This is a genomic window from Actinoallomurus acanthiterrae, from assembly GCF_054775715.1.
Genome location: NZ_BAAHCO010000001.1, coordinates 3,804,008 through 3,827,135, shown reverse-complemented (window position 1 = coordinate 3,827,135; position 23,128 = coordinate 3,804,008). Strand labels below are relative to the sequence as shown.

General features: G+C 70.0%; 23 protein-coding genes and 2 pseudogenes. 9 read left to right on the top strand and 16 right to left on the bottom strand.

Annotation, left to right across the window (positions count from 1 at the left end):
* Positions 1-4 precede the first annotated feature (4 nt).
* From ACYVF7_RS18605 to ACYVF7_RS18585, 5 genes are all read left to right on the top strand, one after another.
* Entirely contained in the window at positions 5-994 is a 990-nt protein-coding gene (locus tag ACYVF7_RS18605; RefSeq protein ID WP_460341745.1) for an aldo/keto reductase, read from the top strand.
* A gap of 42 nt (positions 995-1,036) precedes the next feature.
* On the top strand, positions 1,037-1,417 hold the full coding sequence (locus tag ACYVF7_RS18600; RefSeq protein WP_460341742.1) for a DUF2255 family protein: 381 nt from the start codon (positions 1,037-1,039) through the stop codon (positions 1,415-1,417).
* Positions 1,418-1,998: 581 nt separating this feature from the next.
* On the top strand, positions 1,999-2,574 hold the full coding sequence (locus tag ACYVF7_RS18595; RefSeq protein WP_460341739.1) for a flavodoxin family protein: 576 nt from the start codon (positions 1,999-2,001) through the stop codon (positions 2,572-2,574).
* Positions 2,575-2,623: 49 nt separating this feature from the next.
* Positions 2,624-3,016 (top strand): nuclear transport factor 2 family protein, encoded by a 393-nt coding sequence (locus tag ACYVF7_RS18590; RefSeq protein WP_460341736.1) that lies wholly within the window; start codon positions 2,624-2,626, stop codon positions 3,014-3,016.
* A 38-nt stretch (positions 3,017-3,054) separates the two neighbouring features.
* Positions 3,055-3,393, top strand: a complete 339-nt coding sequence (locus ACYVF7_RS18585) for a (2Fe-2S)-binding protein (RefSeq protein WP_460341733.1) — start codon at positions 3,055-3,057, stop codon at positions 3,391-3,393.
* Positions 3,394-3,494: 101 nt separating this feature from the next.
* On the opposite strand, the gene ACYVF7_RS18580 is transcribed toward ACYVF7_RS18585, so the two are convergent.
* Positions 3,495-4,367 (bottom strand): helix-turn-helix domain-containing protein, encoded by an 873-nt coding sequence (locus ACYVF7_RS18580; protein ID WP_460341731.1) that lies wholly within the window; start codon positions 4,365-4,367, stop codon positions 3,495-3,497.
* A gap of 202 nt (positions 4,368-4,569) precedes the next feature.
* On the opposite strand from ACYVF7_RS18580, the gene ACYVF7_RS18575 reads away from it, so the two are divergent.
* Positions 4,570-5,505, top strand: coding sequence for an NADP-dependent oxidoreductase (locus ACYVF7_RS18575; protein ID WP_460341728.1), 936 nt, complete (start codon positions 4,570-4,572; stop codon positions 5,503-5,505).
* Between the two features lie 122 nt (positions 5,506-5,627).
* Here the strand turns inward: ACYVF7_RS18575 and ACYVF7_RS18570 are convergent.
* From ACYVF7_RS18570 to ACYVF7_RS18535, 8 genes and pseudogenes are all read right to left on the bottom strand, one after another.
* Positions 5,628-6,786 (bottom strand): annotated as a pseudogene (locus ACYVF7_RS18570) (low temperature requirement protein A).
* Between the two features lie 46 nt (positions 6,787-6,832).
* Positions 6,833-7,750, bottom strand: coding sequence for an aldo/keto reductase family protein (locus ACYVF7_RS18565; protein ID WP_460341725.1), 918 nt, complete (start codon positions 7,748-7,750; stop codon positions 6,833-6,835).
* Between the two features lie 233 nt (positions 7,751-7,983).
* The gene (locus tag ACYVF7_RS18560; RefSeq protein ID WP_460357993.1) at positions 7,984-8,865 is read right to left on the bottom strand and encodes an aldo/keto reductase; all 882 of its coding nucleotides are present in this window, start codon (positions 8,863-8,865) and stop codon (positions 7,984-7,986) included.
* Between the two features lie 254 nt (positions 8,866-9,119).
* A complete protein-coding gene (locus tag ACYVF7_RS18555; protein WP_460341722.1) occupies positions 9,120-9,881 on the bottom strand; it encodes a sulfite exporter TauE/SafE family protein in 762 nt (253 codons plus the stop codon).
* Positions 9,882-10,183: 302 nt separating this feature from the next.
* Entirely contained in the window at positions 10,184-10,984 is an 801-nt protein-coding gene (locus tag ACYVF7_RS18550; RefSeq protein ID WP_460341719.1) for an SDR family NAD(P)-dependent oxidoreductase, read from the bottom strand.
* Positions 10,981-12,210, bottom strand: a complete 1,230-nt coding sequence (locus ACYVF7_RS18545) for a cytochrome P450 (protein ID WP_460341717.1) — start codon at positions 12,208-12,210, stop codon at positions 10,981-10,983. Before ACYVF7_RS18545 ends, ACYVF7_RS18550 begins: the two co-directional genes overlap by 4 nt.
* Positions 12,207-13,175 carry a phosphotriesterase family protein gene (locus ACYVF7_RS18540; protein WP_460341714.1) on the bottom strand — a complete coding sequence of 323 codons (969 nt, stop codon included), beginning with the start codon at positions 13,173-13,175 and terminating at the stop codon, positions 12,207-12,209. The genes ACYVF7_RS18545 and ACYVF7_RS18540 overlap by 4 nt, the downstream gene beginning before the upstream one ends.
* A 39-nt stretch (positions 13,176-13,214) precedes the next feature.
* Entirely contained in the window at positions 13,215-13,988 is a 774-nt protein-coding gene (locus tag ACYVF7_RS18535) for a phytanoyl-CoA dioxygenase family protein (RefSeq protein WP_460341712.1), read from the bottom strand.
* A 145-nt stretch (positions 13,989-14,133) separates the two neighbouring features.
* Here ACYVF7_RS18535 and ACYVF7_RS18530 point away from each other — a divergent pair, with 145 nt between their 5' ends.
* Positions 14,134-15,051 (top strand): TIGR03621 family F420-dependent LLM class oxidoreductase, encoded by a 918-nt coding sequence (locus tag ACYVF7_RS18530; RefSeq protein ID WP_460341709.1) that lies wholly within the window; start codon positions 14,134-14,136, stop codon positions 15,049-15,051.
* On the opposite strand, the gene ACYVF7_RS18525 is transcribed toward ACYVF7_RS18530, so the two are convergent.
* Positions 15,048-15,785 carry a hypothetical protein gene (locus ACYVF7_RS18525; RefSeq protein ID WP_460341706.1) on the bottom strand — a complete coding sequence of 246 codons (738 nt, stop codon included), beginning with the start codon at positions 15,783-15,785 and terminating at the stop codon, positions 15,048-15,050. The genes ACYVF7_RS18530 and ACYVF7_RS18525 overlap by 4 nt on opposite strands.
* Before the next feature lie 17 nt (positions 15,786-15,802).
* The gene (locus ACYVF7_RS18520) at positions 15,803-15,958 is read right to left on the bottom strand and encodes a hypothetical protein (protein WP_460341703.1); all 156 of its coding nucleotides are present in this window, start codon (positions 15,956-15,958) and stop codon (positions 15,803-15,805) included.
* Positions 15,959-16,167: 209 nt separating this feature from the next.
* Here ACYVF7_RS18520 and ACYVF7_RS18515 point away from each other — a divergent pair, with 209 nt between their 5' ends.
* A complete protein-coding gene (locus tag ACYVF7_RS18515) occupies positions 16,168-17,298 on the top strand; it encodes a macro domain-containing protein (protein ID WP_460341700.1) in 1,131 nt (376 codons plus the stop codon).
* 185 nt (positions 17,299-17,483) lie between these two features.
* Positions 17,484-19,517 (top strand): hypothetical protein, encoded by a 2,034-nt coding sequence (locus tag ACYVF7_RS18510; RefSeq protein WP_460341697.1) that lies wholly within the window; start codon positions 17,484-17,486, stop codon positions 19,515-19,517.
* On the opposite strand, the gene ACYVF7_RS18505 is transcribed toward ACYVF7_RS18510, so the two are convergent.
* The 5 genes and pseudogenes from ACYVF7_RS18505 to ACYVF7_RS18485 form a co-directional block, all read right to left on the bottom strand.
* Positions 19,462-19,983, bottom strand: coding sequence for a 4Fe-4S cluster-binding domain-containing protein (locus ACYVF7_RS18505; protein ID WP_460341694.1), 522 nt, complete (start codon positions 19,981-19,983; stop codon positions 19,462-19,464). The two genes, ACYVF7_RS18510 and ACYVF7_RS18505, sit on opposite strands and share 56 nt — an antisense overlap.
* A pseudogene (locus tag ACYVF7_RS18500) lies at positions 19,887-20,093 on the bottom strand (4Fe-4S cluster-binding domain-containing protein); the annotation flags it as partial. The pseudogene ACYVF7_RS18500 and the gene ACYVF7_RS18505, both read right to left, overlap by 97 nt.
* A gap of 71 nt (positions 20,094-20,164) precedes the next feature.
* Positions 20,165-21,394, bottom strand: a complete 1,230-nt coding sequence (locus tag ACYVF7_RS18495; protein ID WP_460341691.1) for a hypothetical protein — start codon at positions 21,392-21,394, stop codon at positions 20,165-20,167.
* An 85-nt stretch (positions 21,395-21,479) separates the two neighbouring features.
* The gene (locus ACYVF7_RS18490) at positions 21,480-22,208 is read right to left on the bottom strand and encodes a hypothetical protein (RefSeq protein WP_460341688.1); all 729 of its coding nucleotides are present in this window, start codon (positions 22,206-22,208) and stop codon (positions 21,480-21,482) included.
* Positions 22,209-22,219: 11 nt separating this feature from the next.
* Positions 22,220-22,858: a hypothetical protein gene (locus ACYVF7_RS18485; protein WP_460341685.1), complete on the bottom strand. Its 639-nt coding sequence runs from the start codon at positions 22,856-22,858 to the stop codon at positions 22,220-22,222.
* Between the last annotated feature and the right edge of the window lie 270 nt (positions 22,859-23,128).

Genomic DNA, 23,128 nt, shown 5'->3' with positions numbered 1-23,128 from the left:
GACCATGAACAAGCGAATCCTCGGACATGACCTCGAGGTCTCGGCGATCGGCCTGGGCTGCATGGGCATGAGCCAGGGCTACGGCCCCAACCCGGGCAGCCGGGAGGAGATGATCGCGCTCATCCGGGCAGCGGTGGAGCGCGGCGTCACGTTCTTCGACACCGCCGAGGTATACGGCCCGTACGTCAACGAGCAACTGGTCGGCGAAGCCCTCGCCCCGGTGCGCGAGCAGGTCGTCATCGCCACCAAGTTCGGATTCGCCTTCGACGATGACGGCGACCAGACCGGGTTGTCCAGCCGGCCGGAACATATCCGGCAGGCCGCCGACGGCTCGCTGCGGCGCCTCGGCACCGATGCGATCGACCTGTACTACCAGCACCGCGTCGACCCGCAGGTGCCGATCGAGGACGTCGCCGGGACGGTCAGGGAGCTCATCCAGGCGGGCAAGGTACGGCACTTCGGCATGTCCGAGGCGGCCGCCGGTACGATCCGCCGCGCCCACGCCGTCCAGCCCGTGACCGCCGTGCAGAGCGAGTACTCCCTGTGGTGGCGCAAGCCCGAGCAGGAGGTCCTGCCGGCTCTGGCAGAGCTCGGCATCGGCTTCGTGCCGTACAGCCCGCTCGGCAAGGGATTCCTCACCGGCAAGGTCGACACCAGCACCACGTTCGACAGCTCGGACATCCGCGCGAGCATCCCGCGCTTCACGCCCGAGGCACGCGAGGCCAACCAGGCACTCGTCGACCTCCTCGGCGCCATCGCCAAGAGTATGGACGTCACACCCGCGCAGATCGCCCTGGCCTGGCTCCTGGCACAACAACCCTGGATCGCCCCTATCCCCGGCACCCGCCGCATGCCGCGTCTGGAGGAGAACATCGCCGCCGCCGACGTCGAGCTCGGCGCCGACGACCTCGAACGAATCGGCACCGCCGCCGCCAAGATCGATATCCAAGGGGCCCGTTACCCCGAGCACCTCGAACGCATGACCGGCCTGTGACCTGCCGACACCGCACCAGCACGCCCGGGAAGGACATTCGTCATGACCGCATGGACCAGCGACGAGCTCGCCCGTATCGGCACGGCGGACGAGCTGCGGATCGCACCCGTTCGCGACGACGGCACACCGCGCACACCGGTGCCCATCTGGGTCGTCCGTGACGGCGACGACCTCTACATCCGCTCCTACCGCGGTAACGAGGGTGCCTGGTACCGCACCGCCCGCATCACGCACCAAGCCCACATCACCGCTGGCGGCATCGAGAAGGACATCGCCCTCACCGAAGAAAGCGATCCCGGCGCCAACGACCGGATCGACACGGCGTACCGCACCAAATACGGCCGCTACGGCGGCACCTACGTCAGCACCATGATCGCCGCCAACGTCCGAGCCACCACCCTTAAGCTCCTACCGCGACCCTGACTGAAGGCGCCGTCGTTCAGGACAACGTCATATGCCACCTCGCCGTGCTCGAAGGCACCGCCGACGGCGATGGCACCACTTGGCTCGAACCCGTCACCGATGAGGAGTACCAGCGGGCGCCCAGCACCAGCAGCTGCGGCGGCGGACGGGGAGAGGAAGCCGCGCCGCCCACCAGGACGAGCGCAGACATGCGCGACGGGGGACCACCGAAACCACGGCTGGCTTGGGCCCGGCGATCGCCAGCCGCCCGGCGATCGCCACCAGCGATCAGACCGGCCTGATCCGACATGATCTTGGCGCGCCGAGACGTGAGAAAAGTCCGGTTTTCAGTGTTGATTCACAGCCCAAGGGTGGGCGCTGCGCGGTGCGGCTGGGGGGGGACGGTCAGCACCCCCCTTCAGCTCTCCCTTCCACGCCCTGCCCGTAGCGGGTTCGATAGGGATCGCAGCTGCGGGGACCAACCGATGTGGAGCGTCCTCGCCTCGGCCCACGCCGGCACCGAGGCACCGTTCGACACATCCTGACTCTCACCACAGATTCCGACAGGAGCAGCACCGCATGTCCGCCACCCCCGTCCTACCGTGGCCATCGCGTTCCACTCCGGCTACGGCCACACCGCTGTCATCGCCGACGCGGTGGCGCGAGGTGCCGTCGAGGCTGGTGCCGACGTGGTCTCCATCTCAGTGGACACGATCACCGACGAGCAGTGGGCGCAACTGGACGCCGCCGACGCGATCATCTTCGGCGCACCCACCTACATGGGCACGGCCTCCGCCGCCTTCCACGCCTTCGCCGAAGCCAGCAGCGAGCGTTGGTCCGTCCAGACCTGGATCGACAAGCTCGCCGCCGGCTTCACCAACTCCGGGGGTAAGAGCGGCGACAAGTCCTCGACCCTGGGCTATTTCGCCACCTTGGCCGCCCAGCACGGAATGCAGTGGATCAACCTCGGTCTACTGCCGGGCTGGGCCACGACCACCGGCAGCGAGGACGAACTCGACCGGCTGGGCTACTTCGCCGGCTCCGCCGCGCAGTCCTTCACGGACGCCGGCCCCGAGGCGGTGCACAAGTCTGACATCGCCACCGCCGAGCACCTGGGCTCCCGCGTCGCCCGCCAAGCCACGATCGTCCTGGCCGGCCGGGCTGCCCTCGCGGCCTGATGCCGGCCCGTCATCGTCCTTCACCGTCAGGTCGTCAAGGAGCACTCTCATGACCGATTCCGCCAACATCGCCGTGGCCCGCAAGATGTACGAAGCCAAGGGCGACCCGGCGGTCCTCGCCGAAGTCATGGACACGGACGTCGTCTGGGACATCACGCCCGGCTTCCCGGGTGGCGGTGTGTACCAGGGCTTCGCAAGCGTGGGACAGGACTTCCTCGCTCCGCTCGGTGCGCAGTTCGAGTCGCTGCACGCGGTGGCGGAGGAGTACTTCGCGGACAACGAGGATCACGTCTTCGTCCTCGGCCACTACCACGGCGTGACCAACGCGGAAAAGACCGTGGATATCAGGTTCATCCACCTGTGGACGGTCCACGACGGCAAGCTCGTGCACCTGTGGCAGGCCGCCGACAGCCTGGTACTCGACCGAGCGCTCAACGACTGACCCGGCTCACCGCGAACGGCCTGAGGTAGGGGTCACGCATGTCCGCGGAAGACTCGGCAGCGGCAGTGGCCTTCACTGCCAACGGTCAGGACGTCCAACTCGAGCTGGACCCCAGAGAATCGCTGCTCGACGTCCTGCGCGAACGGCTGGCGCTGACCGGCACGAAGAAAGGGTGCGACCAGGGCCACTGCGGTGCGTGCACGGTGCATGTGGACGGTCGGTGGGTGGTGTCCTGCCTGACGCCGGCGGTCCAGGTCAGCGGTCAGTCCGTCACCACCATCGAGGACATCGCCGACAAGGGTGGCGACCTGCACCCGTTGCAGCAGGCGTTCATCGACAACGACGCGTTGCAGTGCGGCTACTGCACAATCGGCTAAGTTCCCGACCGATCGAATTCGGGATGACCGCGTGGTCGCCGCTCGACTGTCAGGGTCGACAGTCGCGATGAACAACAGTCACGACGGTGGCCTGCGTGGCGTCAGGCCGGGCTATTGTCGGTCGAGCGACTGGGGTCGGCCGCCCAGGAAGCGAGCAGGCGCAAGCCGTCCTCGGAGGGCGACCCGGATTCGGCCGTCCACACGATGATCTGCTGGTCGGGGTCGGCGGCCCAGGCCATGACGCTCCAGTCGAGATACAGATCGCCGACCACCGGGTGCCGCAGGTGCTTGCGGCCCGCGTCCCACGTGGCGACGTCGTGGTCGCCCCACCACTGCCGGAACTCCGGGTAGCCGGCGGAGAGCTCCGCCACGAGCGCGTTCAATTGTGGATCATCGGGATGCTGGGAATTGTGCCGGCGCATCTGCGCGATGCCCAACCGGGTGATCCCTTCCCAATCCGCATACAACGTGCGCATGGCCGGGTCGGTGAACAGCAACCGCATGTAGAAGCGCTGTTCCTCCGGGATCCTCCCGAAGTCGGTGATCAGCGCGGCGCCCATGGCGTTCCAGGCGAGGACCTCGGTACGAGGCCCGAAGGCCCACGCGGGCGTGTGCCCCATGTCGTCGAGCATGCGCTGCAGCTGGGGCTGGACCCCGAGCCGGGCGGCCCGCCGACGCGGCGGATGGTAGGCCTCCTTGCCCGCGAGCTCGTACATGTAGGCGCGCTGGTGGTCATCCAGGCGCAGCACCCGGGCGACAGCGGCGAGAACCGAAGGCGATGCCTCGATGCGGCCCTGCTCCAGCCGGGTGTAGTAGTCCGTGCTGATCGCCGCGAGAACGGCGACCTCCTCGCGACGCAGACCGGGCACCCGCCGACCGCGGCCCTCGGGCAGGCCGACGGCGGCGGGAGTGAGGTCGGCGCGACGGGCCCTGAGGAATTCCCCCAGGTCGTTGCGCTGGGACTCGCGAGCCATGGCATCAGCTTCGCACAGGTGGAAACGCCGACGTCAGCGGGGCGAGGGCGGTCGCGTCCGCACTGGGCTAAGGGGGAGAATTTCGTCCCTGGCTGCTCAGCTCCCGGGGTGGCATTCTCGCTGTCACGGGGCGTCACACACATGGCAGTGTCGGGAATGCCGCCCAGAATTGCACGTCCAAATTCTTAGGGGTAACTCTGCCGTGAAAGCCATAGGAGTGACCGAGTTCGGCGGTCCTGAGGTGCTGCAGGTCCTGGATCTTCCGGTTCCTGCCGCCGGGCCGCGCGAGATTCTGATCCGGGTCCACGCGGCGGCGGTCAACCCGGTCGACACGCTGGTGCGCCGGGGACTGGCCTTCGTGTCCGACGCCGAGCCGCCCTACGTCCCGGGAATGGACGCGGCGGGCGTGGTCGAGCAGATCGGCGAAGGAGCCGACACCGATCTCACCGTGGGCGAGCACGTCATGGCCATCGCGGTCATTTCCGGAACACACGGAGCATACGCGGAGCGCCTCGTCATCCCCGCCGAATCGGTGGTTCGCGTTCCGGCAGGTATGACCGACGTCAAGGCCGCCACGCTGCCGATGAGCGGGCTGACCGCCCGCATGGCGCTGGACCTGCTCGATCTTCCCGCCGACGCCACCGTGGCGATCACCGGAGCTGCCGGCGCGGTCGGCGGCTATGCCGTCCAACTGGCCAAGGCGGACGGCCTGCGAGTGATCGCCGACGCGGCCGCGACGGACGAGCAGTTGGTGAAGAGCGTGGGCGCTGACGTGGTGCTGCGTCGCGGTGACGAATTCCCGGAACTGGTGCGCGAGGAGGTGCCCGGCGGTGTCGACGGACTCGTCGACACCGCCGGCATCGCCGAACGCGCCTCCCGCGCGGTGGGCGATGGTGGTCGTGTGGTCTCGTCGGTCCGGGGCGTCCAGGTACCCGACGAGCGCGGCATCTCGCTGCAGAACGTGTTCGTGCCGCAGTACGCACGAGAACACGCCAAGCTTGATCGCCTCCGTCAGCTGGCCGAGGAAGGCCGGCTCACTCCTCGCGTTGCGCAGAACCTGCCGGCCGAGCAGGCCACGGAGGCACACCGGCTGCTGGAGACGGGCAGCCTCCGTGGGCGAGTAGTGCTCACCTTCTAAAGGCCACAGTGGACTGTCCGCGCGAAGACGCCCGAAGCCAAATGCGCCGACAACTCATGTTCGTTGTCAACTGCGGGGCATCCGGGCCTCGACCATGACCTATGTGGACTTCCAGGGCGGAATCACCGATTTTCCGTCCGGCCGGAACGGTGGATGATCACCAGGTTGGCCGCCAGGACCAGCACGACCACCACGCCCATCTCCACCACCGCCAGTGGCACACTCGCCGCCGCCTGCAGCGCAGCGGCGAGCACCAGGAGCATCCCGACCACGACCGAGGCGAGAATCTGCCCGGGCAGCCGGAAGATCCGGCGGCGCAGCCAGGCGCTGAGCAACACATAGCAGGTCACCGGAATCGCCACCGCGAAGCCGCTGCCCAGCGACGACAAGTGGCTCGCGTGCGCCACCGAGTCGGTCGCCGCCGACAGTCCCGCGCCCAGCGCGGCCACTGCGGCGAAGATCCCGTAATGCGCGTAGCCCCACAAAAACGACAGGCTCGGGGACACCCGCAACGAACCGGTGTCCTCGTGAGCGAAATACGACCACCACAACCCAAAGATCAGCAACAACCCGCCGAACGCCAACAGCAGCAACGACACGGAGAATCCATGGTCGGTGATCGCCGACTGCACCGCGCTCATCGCCGAGGCCACCGCCTCACCCAGGACGATCAGCGTGAAACACCCGAACCGATCCCTGATATGTCCGGGATGCCACGGCGTCGCGTAACCGCGGAACTCCGCCCAAGCCGGCACGGACAGTTCACCGATCACCAGCATCACAAGGGAAATCCAGTTCCACGGCACCGGCAGCAGCAGCCGCAGCATCCAGCAGATCTGCAACACGCCGATACCGATGGCATAGCGGAGGGCGCGGCCGGCCAGATGGGTGTTCCCGGGCAGCACGCAGCCACTGCCCGATCATGGCCACCCGCATCAACAGATAACCGGCCGCGACGGCGCGGAAATCATAATGCTCGAACGCGGCCGAAACCCCGGCGGCGAGCACCAGCACACCCGCGATCTGCACCAAGGTGAGGAGCCGGTAAGGAACGTCATCGGTGTCGTACGCGGCGGCGAACCAGGCGAAATTCATCCACGCCCACCAGATGACGAAGAACACCATGGCATAACCCAGCAGCCCCGGCCCGACGTCACCGCTGTCCAGGCTGTGGTGCAGCTGGGCGCCGTTCTGCGCGACCGCGACCACGAAACACAGGTCGAACAACAACTCCAGCGGGGTGGAGGAGCGAAACGGCTCCTGCGGATCCCGACCGGTCATCCGGCGAAGCACGACGACAGTGGTCATAAGGGTTGCGCGAGACCGCTCATGCCGACTGTGTCGGGTCGAAGGCGCCCCACGCGACGCCCTTGCCACGGTCCATCGTCTTGATCGCCGCCATGTCGGCGTCGTCGATGCGGAACGAGAACAAGTCGGCGTTCTCCCGCACGCGAAGGGGGTTGGTGCTCTTCGGCAGCACGGGGTAGCCGTTCTGCACGCCCCACCGCAGCAGCACTTGTGCCTCGGTGACGCCGTACTTCGCCGCCATTGCCTTGAACGGCGAGTCGGCGCGCTCTCCGTCGGCGCGCATGGCGTCGGTCTTGCCGCTCCCGTGCCCTGCCGCGGTGCGCCAGGTCGAGAGCGGCACCAGGCCGCTGTACGCGATGGGCGTGATGCCGTTGTTGTCGAGGTAGCTCACGAGCTCGGGTTTCTGCGACCACGGGTGCAGCTCGATCTGGTTCGCGTGCGGCAGGGGCAGTCCCGCCGCGACGAGTTCCTCGATGTGCCCGACGTTGAAGTTCGACACGCCGATCGCGCGTGCTTTCTTGTGCTCGTGGAGCTCGACCAGTGCCGGCCACTGCGCGAGGCGCTGCTCACGACCGAGTGGCGCGTGGATCAGGTACAGATCCACGTAGTCGAGGCCGAGCTTCTCGAGGCTCTCGTCCAGCGACTGGACTACCTTCTCGGGTGACTTGAAGGACCCGCCCGAGGCGCCGGGCCACAGTTTCGTGGTGACGAACATGTCCGTACGGGCCACACCGTTCGAGGCCATCCCGCGACGAAGTCCGTCACCGACTCCGCGTTCGTTCTGATAGGCCTGCGCCGTGTCGACATGGCGGTAGCCGGCCGCGAGCGCGGCTTCCACGGCGTCCGCGACCTCGGCATCAGGGATCAAGTACGTGCCGAACCCGAGCAAGGGGATCTCGACGTCAGGGGTAAGAGCGCGAGTCTTCTGTTCGCTCATGAATGTGACTCCTGGTGTGTGGCGACGATGTCAGATTCGGCGAGGCTCGCGACGGCCAAGTACGCATTCGCCTCGCGGCGAGCGGGTGCCTGTACGTTCGAGCCCGTCGCTTCCCTCGCCGGAGGCCGGGCGGCAGGTGCCCCATGGCTGCCGCGGAGGGAGTCCCCGTCGCCTCGTGCCGCAGGGACGCGAAGTGACCGGTGCCGAGGCGGACGACGCGTTTGCTCCGGGCGTCATGCCTCGGGGATGACCAACCCGCGGCTGGTCTGGTCCACCGTGTCGGGGTCCGGCCCGCCACGCACCCCGGTGTCGAGGCCGTCGATGCGGGCGAGTTCGTCCGCAGTGAGCTCGAAGTCGAAGACGGCGAAGTTCTCGGCGATGCGTGCGGGGTTCGTGGACTTCGGGATGGCCGAGCGGCCTTCCTGCAGGTGCCAGCGCAGCATGACCTGAGCCGGAGTCTTCCAACGATGCTGGACGATCTCCTGCAGGGTCGGGTCGTCCATGACGCTCTTCCGGTCCTCGCCCCAGCCGGGGTAGAACGTGATCCCGCCGATCGGTGACCAGGCCTGGGTGAGGATGCCGTGTTGGGCATCGGCGTGCTGCACGGCGGGCTGGCTGAAGTAGGGGTGCAGTTCGACCTGGTTCACGACCGGGACGACTTCGGTGCGTTCGATCAGCTCGGCCAGGTGGTGGGGCATGAAGTTGCTGACGCCGATGGCCCGCACCTTGCCGTCGGCCAGCAGGGTCTCGAGCGCCCGATAGGCGGCGACGGTCGTGTCGAAATGCATCGGCACGGGCTGGTGGAGGATCAGCAGGTCGATCTGCTCGACGCCGAGCTTTCCAGCCGCCTTGTCGAAGGCGTGCAGGGTTTGGTCGTATCCGTAGTCGCTGGCCCAGATCTTGGTCTCGATGAAGACCTCCGAGCGGTCCAGGCCCGACCGGCGGATGCCCTCGCCGACCTCCCGCTCGTTCTGGTACGCGGCGGCGGTGTCGATGTGCCGGTAGCCGGTCTTCAGCGCCACCTCGACGGCGGCGGCGGTCTCTTCCGGGGGCGATTGAAACACACCGAAGCCCAATGCCGGCATGACGACACCGTTGTTCAGCTCAAGAGTGATGGTCACATCTGAAGGCTAGGAAGCGCGGAGGCTGCCAGGGAGGGTGAGTTTGGACCCCCCTTGAGGGCATAGAGGCCTCCTCGTCTTCTGCCGTGTGCTGCTCCGCGATGCACCGCTCCATCGCGAGCCGGGCCCGCTCGATCTCCGCTTTCGTGATTGATTCTTTACTTTAAGTGATCGCTCGGTCCGGTCTCGACTGCTTGGCCGATGACGTGCACGGGGCGGTGGGCGGTCGTTACCGCTCTTGGAGGTGATCAGCCGTTCGGTTTGATCCATAGCTGCAATGCCAGGCCGAGGCCGATCAGGACTACCAGCCAGCGCAGCAGAGTGGCCGGGAGGCGGCGGGCGATGCGGGGGCCGAGCGTGGAGCCGGCGAACATGCCCAGTCCCAGCGGCGCCACGGCCGTCCAGTCGACGGGGCCGAAAGCGGCGAAGGCGGCGGCGGAGATGAGCGCCGCGCCACCGATGAGCATGTTCTTCAGGGCGTTGGCGGTGGCCAGACGGGGCTCGGCGGTGATCAGGAGGAGGGCGAGGATCATCACGCCGGACCCGGCGCCGAAGTAGCCGCCGTACACCGACATCGTGATCAGTCCCAACGGGAGGACCGCACCGCTCGCCCCTGAAGGATTGCCGCGCCGGTGCCGGGCGGCGAGCCGAGGCTGGGCGAGCAGCGCCAGCGAACCGGCGGCCACCAGGAACGGCACGACGCGGGCGAAGACGCCCGGCGGTGTGAACAGCAGCAGCAGAGAGCCCGCCGCCCCGCCCAGGGCCGACAGCGGCACCCACCGGCGCAGCCATGGTCCATGGCCGACCAGCTCAGGCCGGGAGGCGAGGGCCGAGCCGGGCCAGCAGGCGACGACCGCGACGATGTTGGCCACGTTCGCCGACAGGGCGGGAAGACCCGCCGCGAGAAGGGCGGGATAGGAGATCAACGAGGTGATGCCGCCCGCGGTGCCGACCACCCCGGCGAGCAGCCCTGCGGCGCCCAGCAACGCGATGCCGCCGAGGCCGGTCATGACCGGACCGCCTGGACTGCGGGTGTGTGCGTGACGGAGTTCATGGAAGGGCCTCCCTGCGGTCCGGCCCAGCCGATAGATGGGCAGGCTGATGGAAGCCCCTCAGGGTTTTTATCCCGTCAGGTGTAGGCCGAAGGTCTCGGGCCCTGGCGCCGCTCGGTCCAGTCCGACGGCACCCTGATTGTGATGGTCGAGGCGGGGCCGTCGCGGAACCCTAGACGCAACCGCGAACTGTCTGGATTTTATCAGCGGCAGAGCCGCTCAGCGGGTGTGTGATCACACACAGCCCACGTCGAACCGGCTCACTGTCGCGCCTGCCGGATGGCGTGTTCGGGGCGGTGTGTGGTGGTGCCGCTGTCGATGACGATGGTCTGGCCGGTGATGCAGCGGGCCTCGTCGGAGGCGAGGAAGGCGACCAGGGCCGCGACGTCCGCGGGCTCGGCGGGGTGGGGCAGGACGCGTTCGGCCGCCTTCTCCGCGAGGCGTTCGGGCGTCATCACGGCGCGGGCGACGTCGGTCAGGACGAGGCCGGGGGCGACGGCGTTGCAGCGGACGCCGCGCGCGCCGTACATGGTCGCGACATAGCGGGTGAGAGAGGTCAGGGCGGCCTTGGCGGAGCCGTACGCCGCGTGGTCGGTGTCGCCGAGCAGGCCCGACACCGACGACGTGTTGACGATCGCGCCGCCGTCGCGCATCGCGGGCACGGCGTACTTGCAGCCCAGCATGGCCCCGCGCAGGCTGACGGCGAGGGTGCGGTCCCAGACCTCGATGTCCATGTGGATGAGGTCGAGGTCGCGGCCGTAGACGTCGCGGCCGAGGGCCGCGGCGTTGTTGTGCAGGACGTCCAGGCGGCCGAACTCCCGTACGGTGCCGGCGACCATCCGCCGTACGGCCTCCTCGTCGCTGACGTCGGCGGCCAGCGGCAGGGCCGTGGCGCCCGCCTGTCGCAGGATCTCCGCCGTCTCGCGCGCGGTGTCGTACCGGATGTCGGCGACGGCGACGCGCGCGCCCTCGGCCGCGAGGCGTACGGCGACGGCGCGGCCGATGCCCGACCCGCCGCCCGTGATGAGCGCGACGCGGCCGGTGAACCTCGCCGCGTTCACCACTCGACGAGGAGGCGCGGCAGCCCGCGGCCGACCAGGCTCTTGCGGTAGCCGATCTCCTGGCCGGGGGCGAGCCGCAGGCCGGGCAGCCGGGCGGTGAGGCGCTCGAGGGCGATGTGGAGTTCGAGGCGGGCGAGGGCCGCGCCGACGCAGTGGTGGATGCCGTAGCCGAACACCATGTGGTCGCGGGCGTTGGCGCGGCGGACGTCGAACCGCTCGGGGTCGGGGAACACCGTCTCGTCGTGGCTCGCCGAGTCGGCGTGCAGGAACACCTCCGCGTTCGCCGGGATGGTGACGCCGTGCAGGGTGACGTCCTCGGTGGTGCGGCGGAAGCTGCCGAGGCTGGCGCCGTCGATGCGGAGCGTCTCCTCGATCATGTTGGGGATGAGCTCCGGGTCGGCGACGACCGCCTCCCAGGACTCGCGGTCGCGCTGCATCCGGTGGACGGCGTTGCAGAAGCCGTTCGGCACGGTGTCGTTGCCGCCGAGCAGCAGCGCGCTGATGGTCTCGACGACCTCGCGGTGCGACAGGCCGTCCGGGCCGGTGTCGATGAGTTCCGCCATGAGGCCGGCGAAGTCGTCGCGGGGCTCGGCGCGGCGTTCGGTGACGAGCCGGTCGACGTAGTCGAGGTACTTGAGGAAGTCCTGGGCCAGTTCCCGCTGGCGGGCGGGCGGCTGCGGGGACAGGAACAGCTGGAACCAGGAATACACCCACTGCTTGACCTGGTCCTCGTCCTCGGGCGGCACGCCGATGAACGCCGCCGTCAGCCGGGCGGACGGCGGATGCGCGAGGTCGGCGACCAGGTCGCCGTGCCCCTGCGGCTCGACGGCGTCCAGGACCGCGTCGACCTGCGTCGCGAACGCGTCGCCGAGGCCGGCGACGGCGCGCGGGGTGAACGCCCGGGAGATCGCCCGGCGGATCCGGGTGTGCTGCGGCGGGTCGACGTTCGCGGCGAAGTTGTCGAGGAAGGAGCGGTGCTCACCGAGCGACTCCTTGACCTGGTCGGTGAGCGTACGGGAGATGGTGAGCGAGCCGATGGAGGAAAATCTCCGGTGGTCGCGGTACGCGTCGCGCACGTCGTCGTACCGGGTGATGACCCACATGCGCAGGTGCTCGCTCCAGAACACCGGACGCTCGTGCCGCAGGCGGGTCAGGAACGGGTACGGGTCGGCGACGTGCCAGTCGGCGGTGACGTCGAAGTCCGTCGCCGTCTCGGGCGTGCTCATGAACCGCCTCCCAGAATGCGCCGGGGGTTGTCGACCAGCATCTGGTGGATCTGCTCCTCGGTGACGCCGCGCTCGCGCAGGGCGGGCAGCACGTCCCGGGAGATGTGCAGCAGGTGGTAGTTCGGGTGCCGCCGCCGTACGACGTCGGGATCGAAGCGGTCGTTGAAACAGTACGAGTCGTGCGACAGCACCATCCGCCCCGCGTACCCGCGCTCGCACAGCGCGGCGACCGTCGCGACCCGGTCCTCGAAGGACGTGAACTCGATGCCGAACCGGTCCATGCCGAGGTACGAGCCGTTCGCGAGGAGCTCCTCCAGGTAGGCCAGGTCCGTGGAGTCGCCGGCGTGGCCGATGACCACGCGGTCCAGGTCCACGCCCTCGGCCGCGAGGAGCTTCTGCTGGTCGAGCCCGTTGCGGGTGGCCGACTCGCTGTGCGTGGTGATCGGGACGCCCGTCGCGCGGTGCGCCTCGGCGACCGCGCGCATGACCCGCTCCACGCCGGGCGTGATCCCCTGCCGCCCGGTGGCGCACTTGAGCATGCCCGCCCGCACGCCCGTACGGCCGATGCCGTCGGTGATGTCGCGCACGAAGAACTCGGCCAGCCGGTCCGGCCCGCCGAACAGCGTGCCCGGCCCGCGGTTGCCGAAGTACGGCGGCAGGGCGTCGTAGGTGTACAGGCCGGTCGCGGCGACGATGTGGACGTCGGTCTGCTCGGCCACACTCTGCACGGCCGGGACGTACCGGCCGAGGCCGACCACGGTGAGGTCGACGATCGTGTCGATGCCGGCGGCCTTCAGCTCGTTCAGCTTTTCGGCGGCCTCGCGGGCGCGTTCCTCCAGGTCCCAGCCCTCGGGGACGTCCGGCCAGTTCCACAGGATCTCCGGGCTCAGCCCGAAGACGTGCTCGTGCATGAGCGTCGCCCCGGGGTCGGCGACCGGGCCGCGCACCGTCTGCACCGGGCTCATGTCACTCCCGCTTCGAACGGCCGGTTGACCGTGTTCATGTCACTCCACGGGGACGAGGGGGAACTTCGGGTGGTCGAACGGCCGGTTGACCTCCAGGCCGAGCCCGTCGGTCTGGCCGTACGGCGTGCCGGTGTACAGCGCGGCGGCGTCGAAGTAGGTCGCGGTGAACGACAGGCGGGGGGCCTCGCGGCGGTTCTGCGGCGCGCCGTGGATCGTCAGGGCGCTGTGCACGGTGGCGTCGCCGGCCGCGAGGTCCAGGGGCGGGGACAGCTCCAGGTCCCGTAGCCAGGGGTGCCGGGTGAGCGCGTCGTCGCCCTCCCGGACGAAGCTGCGTCCCAGGGTGCCGTACCGGTGCGACCCGGTGAAGAACCGCAGGGATCCCATGTCGGCGGGCACGTCGGCCAGCGCCAGCCACACCGTGAGCATCGCGGACGTGTCCATCGGCATCCAGGGGAAGTCCTGGTGGTAGACGGTCTGCCCGTGCTCCCCCGGCTCTTTGACGAGAAGGTTGGTGACCTGGAGGCGGACCCGCTCCACGCCGGTCAGCAGGCGCACCGCGCCGCGGGCGAGGGCCGGTGCGGTCGCCAGCGCGCCGAAGTCCTCGTCGTGCTCGGCGATGTCGCGGTCCTGGCCGAACGCCTGGTCGACGAAGCCGGCGCCCGTTGTCCCGCGGCGGGCCGCGAGCCGGTCGAGCGCCCGCCGCCGGAGCCGTTCGACGAAGTCCCGGGCGACCAGGCCGGGCAGCCGCACCCAGCCGTTCTCGCGGAAGAAGCGGGCCTCGTCCTCGGTCACATCCCGTACGGGTGCAGCCATCGCCTCCGCCTCGAGTCGTCACCGCCGACGACGACGCCGGGCGCCGCCTTCTCGAGTGACCGCTCGGGCCGGCAGGCGCGGGAACGTCGTCCTGCCGCGACCATAGACGCTCTCGCTATAGCGAGCAAGCGCTTGGTAATCTGCGATGGTGGAGCGACCTTTCCGTTTCGGCGCCGTCATCCGCGACGCGGACTCGGCCGCCGCGTGGGCGGCCAAGGCCCGCAGGCTGGAGGACTCCGGCTTCGACGTCCTGCTCGTCCCCGACCATCTCGTCGGCCCCCGGTTCGCCCCGATCGCCGCGCTGACCGCCGCCGCGTGCGCGACCACCCGGCTGCGGGTCGGCACGATGGTGTTCGCCAACGACTTCCGGCACCCGGCCGTCCTGGCCAAGGAGGCGGCAACGCTCGACCTGCTGTCCGACGGCCGGCTCGAACTCGGCCTGGGCACCGGGTGGATGGCCCGGGACTACGAGAGCGCCGGCCTGCCGCTCGACCCTCCCGGTGCCCGCATCACGCGCCTGACCGAGGCGATCCACGTGCTGAAGGGCCTCTGGCAGGGCGGCCCGTTCTCGTTCGGCGGCGAGCACTACACGATCGACGGGCTCGAGCAGCGGCCGCTCCCCGTCCAGCGCCCGCACCCCCCGCTGGTCCTCGGCGGCGGCGGGCCCCGGATGCTGCGCCTGGCCGCCCGCGAGGCCGACGTCGTCAACCTCACCATGCGCGTACGGGCGGACGGCTCGGGCCCCGACACCTCCGACGGCGGCCCGGAGTCCTTCCGCCGGAAGGTCGGCATCGTCCGGGACGCCGCGGGTTCGCGGTTCGACGCGATCGAGCTCGGTACGTCCGTGCTGCGGATCGGGCTGGGGCGAGAGCCCGAAGCGTGGAGCGCCGCGAACCCCTCCGCCCAGGCCGGAACCCCCCAGGTGCTCACCGGTGAGCTCAGCGCCGTGTGCGACGCCCTCCACCGGTGGCGCGACGACCTCGGCCTCTCCTACTACGTCCTGCACAACGAGGCGGACCTCGACGCGTTCACCCCCGTCGTCGACCGCCTCGCCGGTGCCTAACCGGCAGCAGGGCGGGCGCCCTCCCAGAGCCGCTCGAACTGCTGTCCCCAGTAGGAGTACCAGTGCTCGCTGATCTCGCGTGTCAGCTCGACGTGCATTCGAGCCGCCGTCTGCTCGTTCCGGAAGCCGTGGAACTCGACGATGATCGCGCCGTGTCGGCTCCTGGGATCGATGGCCACCAGGCTGAACCCGGGATTGAAATCGAGCAGGCGATATTCGAACCCGCCGGTCGACCGCCTGCCGGCGAGACGGCGGAGCTGTTGGACCGTGGCGAGGAGGCAGGAGTAGAAGATCTGTAGCTGCCTCTCGGAGGAGCGATCGAGGTGCTGGGAGACGAGTCGCACGGCTTCGTCCGCGTCCGGGTCCAGCACGACCACGCGGACACTTCCCGACGCTCTCCTCAGCACGGTCGCGCCGATGAGGTCACAGGTCTGCGGGCTCAGCACGTTGACGGCGGACGGGCCGAAGATCCAGAGCTCCTGCGCGGTGGCGAGCCGGCCGGCGAAGGGTCGGCCTTCGAAGGCCGACCGGTCGCGCAGCAGCCCGCCCTCGGCCGGCGACGTCTTCGGAAGCGTGACCTGATACACCAGGAGGCAGACCGCGGCGAGCAGGACCGACCACCGTGGGCCGTCGGAGACCACGCCGTCGACGAGCGACAGGACCGAGATCACCATGCTGGTCGCGACGACGGAATAGGCCTCCAGATGCCGGAGGGACCGGATGTTACGCGCCATTCTCCGGAACGCCTCCATCACGACGCCTTCCTGATCGTCTCCGTCAGCGCGGCGGCGGCGATCCGCGGGTCCGGCCTCCCCCGAGCGGGGAAGGGCGCGTCATGCCATACGGCCCAGCCCCGTTCGCGAAGCCGACGCCGCGTGACGCCGAGATCCGCGCCGAAGTCGTTCACCGAACAGCCCTCCTCCGTCCGCCGTTCTCGTCCCGCCATCGAGCAAAGCAGGAGGGCAGGGGCGCTCCTGGGGCGCGTGGAGGGCGTTCGCCGGTTGCGGTCCGGGCGAATCCGCTGAATCGTGGGCGTGTGGGGTGTCAGGATGCGACGGTGCCGAGGTCTCCGGAGGCCCGGTGTTCGTCACGGGCCGTCCCGGAGTTGTAAGAGACATGTCACAGTCATCAGGCGCCATGCCGCGCTCCGGCGAGGAGCGACACGACGAAGTGGTCGCGGAGTTGCGCGCTCTTCGCGTCAAGGGGTTGCTCAGACTCCGCGGCACTCCCCTGCCCGAGCTGACGAAGGTCGCCGCGGGGCTGGGCCTGCCGGAGGCGCCGTCCTCGATCGCCTCGCTCATCGGCCGGATCGTGGAGGGAATGGACGGCACCCTGGCCGAGGCCGCCGCCTACACCTTCGGCGTCGCGCCGGGCACCGGCGACTGGCCGGCGCAGGACCGCCGCAAGCGGGCCGCTGAGGTGTACGGGGTGAGCGTCGAACGGTTCCGCAAGAGCCACGAGGTCGTCATCCTGGAACAGATCGCGGAGCGGATCGTGGGCCTGGCGGCGGCACCGCACCCGCCCTCGTCGCAGCAGACCCCCGTGGCCGGACTCGCGCTGGGGCACAGCACGACCCTGGTCCTGCCCGGCGCCGCCGGCCGCGCACCGCGGGTCACGGTCCATCGCAGGCCGGTGGAGGCGATACGGGACATCGACGTCCTTGTCTCCTCCGAGAACGTCTACCTGGAGATGTCGAAGACCTTCCACTCCTCGCTCTCGGCCAGCCTGCGGAGCGCGGCGGCGCGCCGTGACCCGCTCGGCGCGGTGATCGACGACGTCCTGCAGCGCGAGCTCCGCAGCTGGTTGGCGGACCACCACCGGGAGGGCATGCCGGTCACGCCGGGGACGGTTGTGCCGACCTCTCCCGGGGAGCTGGCGTCGTGCGACATCAGACGGATCTACCATGCCGCGGTCGCCGTCCCACGCCCGCGCACCAATGACTACGACGTCGAACCTGCCGGGGTCATCCGCGCCGTGCACAACGTCTTCGTCCTGGCACGAGCGGAACGAACGACCGTCGACCCGCCACTGCGCTCCATCTGCCTCCCGCTGTTCGGGGCCGGTCGTGGCGGCCTGTCACCGGAGACGGCCTTGGCCTACCTCTGGGAACCGGTCAGACGAGAGCTGCTGGCCGACGACCGGTGGGACGTCCATCTCCTGACGCGGAGCGCCGCCAGCTGCGCGGCGGTGCTGACCGCGCTGCGGGATGTCGGTGCCGTCCCCGCTGGACAGTCGCGAGATGAGTGACGCTTAGCACATTTCCCCGATACGTCAGAATTGACACACTAAGGGGACCTGGCCCGGCACTTGGTCGCATTCCGGTTGTTCCCTGGTCTATTCCTGGGCGCCGCAAAACCAGATGAACCGCCCCTGCGTCTATTTCGACAGGATAACTGTCCCGCAATCCGGTCGAATCGCGCAGAGGGGTTCCAGTGGATGAAGAGCTATTGGCGCTCGGACATGCGGCCCAGGCCGTTTTCCGGGAGCGCCCCTACAGGTCGGTGACCCTGCAGCACATCGGTGAGCGCGTGGAGTTGCCGAAGAACGGACGGGGGCGTCCGACGGAGATGCCCGGCCGCAGCGACGGCTGGGTCCGGATGCAGACGGGCGGCAAGGCCGGGGCCGCCCTGCTCGCCGGCTGGACCGCCTGGACCGAGTTCCAGGCGCGTCACGCCGAGATCCCGGCCCCGGCCTCGGTCGACACCACCTGGGGCGCCCGCCTGCTCGTCAGCGCCGCCTTCACCGTCCCGCTGGGATTCGCGGCCGTCGAGCGGACCCTGATCGACGCCGTGCTCGCCGCCGTCCACGAACTCAACGACGACGGGCCGGTCGCCCCCATCAAGGTGCCTCCGCTCCGGTCCGACCCGGAGGTCGGACCTGTGCTGAGGGCGGCGGTCCGGCACGGCATCTGCGCGCTCTTCGCTCCCTGGCTGGCGCCGATCCTGGGCAGGGCGGCCCGTCCGATCCTCGCGCTGAGCCCGGACCAGCTGCGCGGCGACGCCGAGTGGATGTCGCACTTCCTGATCCAGACGCAGCTCAGGACGGACGTCGTGGCGAAGGACGCGGTGAACGTCCAGGCCGCGACGCTGTGGCGGTTCTGGTACGACCAGTGCGTCTGCGGACGGGCCGGATCCACCGCCGAACGACGCGAGCGCGCGGAGTACGACGTGTACGCCGGCGGCGTGCCGGTCGAACCGCTGGCCCGGCTGGCCGGTTCCCTCCTCGGATGCCAGGATCTCCCGCCGGCGGCGGACTCCTACGCCCGGTTCGCCGACCGGCTTCGCGACCAGGGGCGGTGGGCGGAGGCATGCGACGCGCTCAGCCGGGCCGGGCTGGCATGGCTGATGTTCGGCGACTGGCCCGCCGCCGAGCGCCTGTTCGGGGAGTCGGAGCGGCTCGCGGTCGCCGAAATCGGTCCGGCCGACGCCCGGGTCGCGCGGGCCTGGTCGAACCGCGCGGACACCGCCGCCAGGAGCGGGCGCCCGGACCTGGCTCTCCGCCTGGTCCGGCAGGCGATCCGCAGGCGCCGTGACGAGCCCGGTGCGGCGGGCCGGCGGCGCCTCCGCCGAAGTGAGCGGGTCTGTGCCCTCGCCCTCGGCGAGTACGGCTACGTCACGCACGCGGTACGCCTGGCGCAGCGGCTGTACGACGATCCGGTGCTGCCCGACGACGAGGACCTGTACCTGCTCACCCACGCCCTGCGCCTGTCGGGCCGATGCGGGGAGGCCCTGACGCTGCTCCGGCAGGTGGATCCGGCATGCCCCCGCCGGAATCTCGCCGGACTCGCCGACGAGGTGCGCTGCCACCTCGCACTGGCCGAGCCCGAAGACGCCGAGGCCGCACTGCGTCCGGTGGTCGAGGACTGGATCTGGTACGCCGAGAAGCGTTCCGCGCGTGACACCATGCGGCTCCTGATCCTGTCGGCGCAGATCCCGCGCTTCGACCAACGTGACGACGACGCCCTGCGGGAACTCCTCCACATCCAGAAACTCCTGGCCGGCGGCACATGGTTCGCACCCACCGACCCGATCTTCGACGAGGTCGGCTGGGCGCTCGCGCAGACGCTCCGCGGCATGAAGGACGTCCAGGGTGCCCACGCGGAACTCGCGCGGGTCGCGGCGCGGCAACGGGAGCGAGTCACCGCCGGCACGCTCTTCCCCCATCACCCCGCGATCGCCGCGACGCACCTGGAACTGGCCGAGTGTCATGAGGCGGACTACCAGGCCGAGCCGGCGAGCCGGCACTACTCATGGATCCGCCGCAACCGGGCGCTGGACCGCGCCCATCCCCTGCGGATCGCCGCCGACCTCGGCCTCGCCCGGCTGGCCTGGGCGGCCGGGGACCACCATGCGCTCGCGTCGATCATCGGCGACCTGCCGGTCGCCTGGCCCCTCGACGAGGAGGCCGAACTCACCGCGGAGGCGTCCCGTCTACGCCTGAAGCTCCACGGCCGTCCCGCCAGGTGACGGTGCCCGGAACCGCGCCGAGCGACCTCAGCATCCGTTCCAGCCGGGACAGGCCGCCCGGAGCCGGAACGCCGATCAGCCAGATCTCCGGCTCCCCGTCCAGCCCCACGAGCTGGATGGGGGTCCGTTCCGGCTCGTAGTCGAGGAACGGGGCGTAGCGGCGGTGACCCAGGTCGGTCCTCGGAATCAGCCGCTGGCCCGCGGATCCGCGCCAGATCAGGCGCGTCGGCCGGTTCGCCTCATACCTGCCGGTGATGACCGCGTCGGCGAGCTCCAGAGCGGCCGACTGCTCCGGATCGAGTTCGGCGAGCTCGTACCCGGTGTAGACGAGCAGGTCCGCGTCCCGGCCGGCGGCCCGCCGGATCGCGTCCGCGCCGCGCAGCAGCGCGGCCAGGCCGGCTGGGTCAGGGGCTCTCCGCCGGAGACCGTCAGCCCGTCCACGCCCGCGATGACGGCCGTCCGCCACTCCTGGAGCAGCTCCGCGATCGCGATCGCGGTACCGCCCTGCGGGTCCCAGGTGTCCCGGGACATGCATCCCCGGCAGGCGAGCGGGCAGCCCTGCAACCAGATCCCCATCCTGCGGCCGGGGCCGAGCGCGGTCACCGGGGTGTGGTACCGGTCGACGCGCAGCGTACGGGCGGTCGTCTTCACTCGGCCCGTCCCTCCTCACGCTCGCGGAAGCCGGTGACGGCCTCGGTGATGGTCGGGTCGCGCATCTCCTGGACGACGGCGTCCAGATAGGCGGCGATCGCGGCGTCGTAGGAGTGCATGATGATCTCCCGCTGCTTGGCGGCGCGTTCGCGTGCGGCGGTGAGCCGGTCCTCGTGCCCCTCCAGGTTCTGCCGGGCGGCGGCCAGGCGCGTGCGGTCGCCGCGCAGCCCGTCCAGCAGATCTCGCTGCCGCCTGGCGGCCCCGTGGTAGGCGGCCACCAGCGGATGGTCGTCGGCGAGGCCGAGCATGAAGGCCAGCCCGCCTGACAGAAGGAGCAGGGCCACGAACATGACGGTGATCGTGAGCGGATTGAGGTGCAGGTTGCCGACCAGGCTGGGGTACTGGCGGCCTCGGGCGTCGGTGGGCGTCACCAGCAGGACCTTGCGCCGCAGGGATCCCAGGATGAGGGCGAGGCTCGCCCAGGGAACGATCAGGGCGAGGGGCAGCCAGCGCAGAGTCCTTTCGGCACCGGTGGCCTTCCGGCCGCGGAAGTGGGTGCCCGCCAGGTGCGGCACGAAGACCATCAGCGTGGCCACCGGCAGCGCGAAGACCAGCACGAGGGCGAAACTCGACTCGAGGTAGTGGAAGATCTGGATGGTGATGGGCGTCTCGACGAGCGCGAGCACTCCCAGCAGGAGCAGCTTCGTGCGCAGCCTCATGCGACGGCCGTGCGGCCCCTCCCACAGCGCGTTGCGCCACGACTCGTCCACCTGCTCCACCGAGCCGGTCTCGTAGACGAAGCCCGGCGGCAGGTGCGGCGGCGGCTCCGGGTCGGGGTCCCCGCGCCGGATCCGGCGGCGACGCCGCCGGACCTCGTCGCCGATCCGCGCCTCGCGCATCGCCAGCCTGTCCAGCTGGGCGTTGCAGCCGTCCATGTACCGCCGGACGTCCGCCAGCTCGTCCTCGACCGCGGCCGCCTCTTCGGCGGTGACCGCCACCCGTTCCTGAAGCTCGCCCTGCCGTACGCGTTCCCTAGCCACCGCATCGTTCTCGGCGAGGTCGATCCGGGCGAGCGCCTCATCCCGCCGGCTTTCGAGCTCTCGCACGTACGGCACCACGGCGCCGTCCATCAGCGACCACGGGTCGTACTGCTTGGAACGTCCGGCCTTGCGCCCCTCCTTCCGTGCCTTGGAGATGAGCTTCGTGGTGTCCGGTGAACCCGCCATGGACGGCTCCTGGTCGATGTCGGCGAGCCGCCGTCCAGCGGACTCGGCACTGGGGACGATGGGCTGAGGACCCTGAACCGTGGCCTCAGGTGAACCGGGGAACCGCTCCGTGCTCGGCCCGGATCAGCTCGGTCCAGAACTGCGTGAACGGCCCGAACTTGGCGGGCTGCGCGCTGATCCCCGCGCCGAACCCCCGGGTGGTGAGCGCGACGCCCGCCAGGTCCTGCATCCGGCCGGCCGCCTTTCGCACGAGGGCGCCGCGGACGGCCGGATCGGCGAGATTCGCGGTGTAGAGGTCGGTGGTGGCGTCGCTGGCGGCGAAGTCGCTGACCACCAGGACGTGGTAGGTCCCGCTGCCCTCGGGCCGTTGCCGGACGATCCTCGCCACGCCGCCGATGACGTCGGACCCTTTGACCTGGCCCTTGCCCTGCGCGCAGGCGAGCATCTTCCTCGCCGCGTTCACAGCATCGGTTCGGGCGCCCCGCCGGACGGCGCCGCGGTCGGCGCCGGGCGGAAGGTCGTCCGGGTCGATGTCGACGGCGGGGATCTCACAGGTGGACTCCTCCGACGCGCCGGTGATCGGCCCGAACGCGACGTCGCGGCACTTGTTCTTGAAGAGGAAATCGTCGGCGTACTCCGTCAGCAGCTGGGCGGGGTGGAAGTTCGCGCCCGATCCCGAGCCGTCGACCAGGACGCCGCATGGCGCGGTCATGCGGGGCACCTTGTACGGGTCACAGCCAAAGGAGCCCGCGGCCGCCAGGGCGACCATCGCCGCGGCGGTCGCCGCCGCGGTCCGGGGGAACAGGTTTCGCATCGGCTTCTTCCTCAGAGGTGTTCGGTGAGGATCGCCATCGCCCGCTCGATCGTGCGCAGCATCCGCGCCGCCATCGGGTCGGACTCGGCGTCGACGTTCAGGAAGAACAGGTGGTCCGGCTTGTCCCAGACCGGGTCGAGTTCCACGGGAGCCGGCCTCCAGTCCCTCGCGAGGCCACCCTCCGTGCGCGCGCCGAGGGCAGGGTGCTCGCGGACCAGATGGGTCCAGTACCACTGCGCGAGCTGGTCGGCATGGCGCACGGCCGCCTCCGCGCGCCGACGGCAGAGCTCCACCTCCGTGCTCCACGCGGTCATGGCCGCGAGGAACCGGCCGCGGTGGCCGGGGCTCGGCCGTCGCTGGATGTCGTGGGTGAAGACGAGCACCTCACCGAGGGCGTAGATCTCGGTGATCTTTCCGGTGCTCTTGCTGCGCAGCTCGGCCTGCAGCTCGTACGACGCCTGGTCGGCGGCGGCGCGTACGGCCCCGAGGTAGCCGGTCATCGGTGGCTTGGTGAGCTCGTCCAGCCTGGCCGGCGGGACGGGCAGGCCACGCCGCCCGTCCTCGGCGCCCTGGGCCGCCGCCGCCCGCAGGTCACGCCGGGTCACCCGGGCGACGGTCGTGACCGGGCGAATGGATTCGCTCTTCGCCATCCTCACCTCTGTTTCCGAAGGCCGTTCCACGGCCGGTCTGGGATGCGATTCCGGAATCCGGTCGTGCGGCGCGACCATCCGGCAGGTGCCGCAAGGAATCCGGTGACGAAAGGGGATCTTGAGGGGCTGGGGGACTCGATCGTAAGCGGACGAATGCCCGAACTTCGCATCTCGCACTACTCACGACTTTTAACCCGCGAGAAAAATCACGGGCGTGCTCTTAGACCGGTTCTTCGCCCACGATCGGTGCGGCAGCATCACGCGACCCCG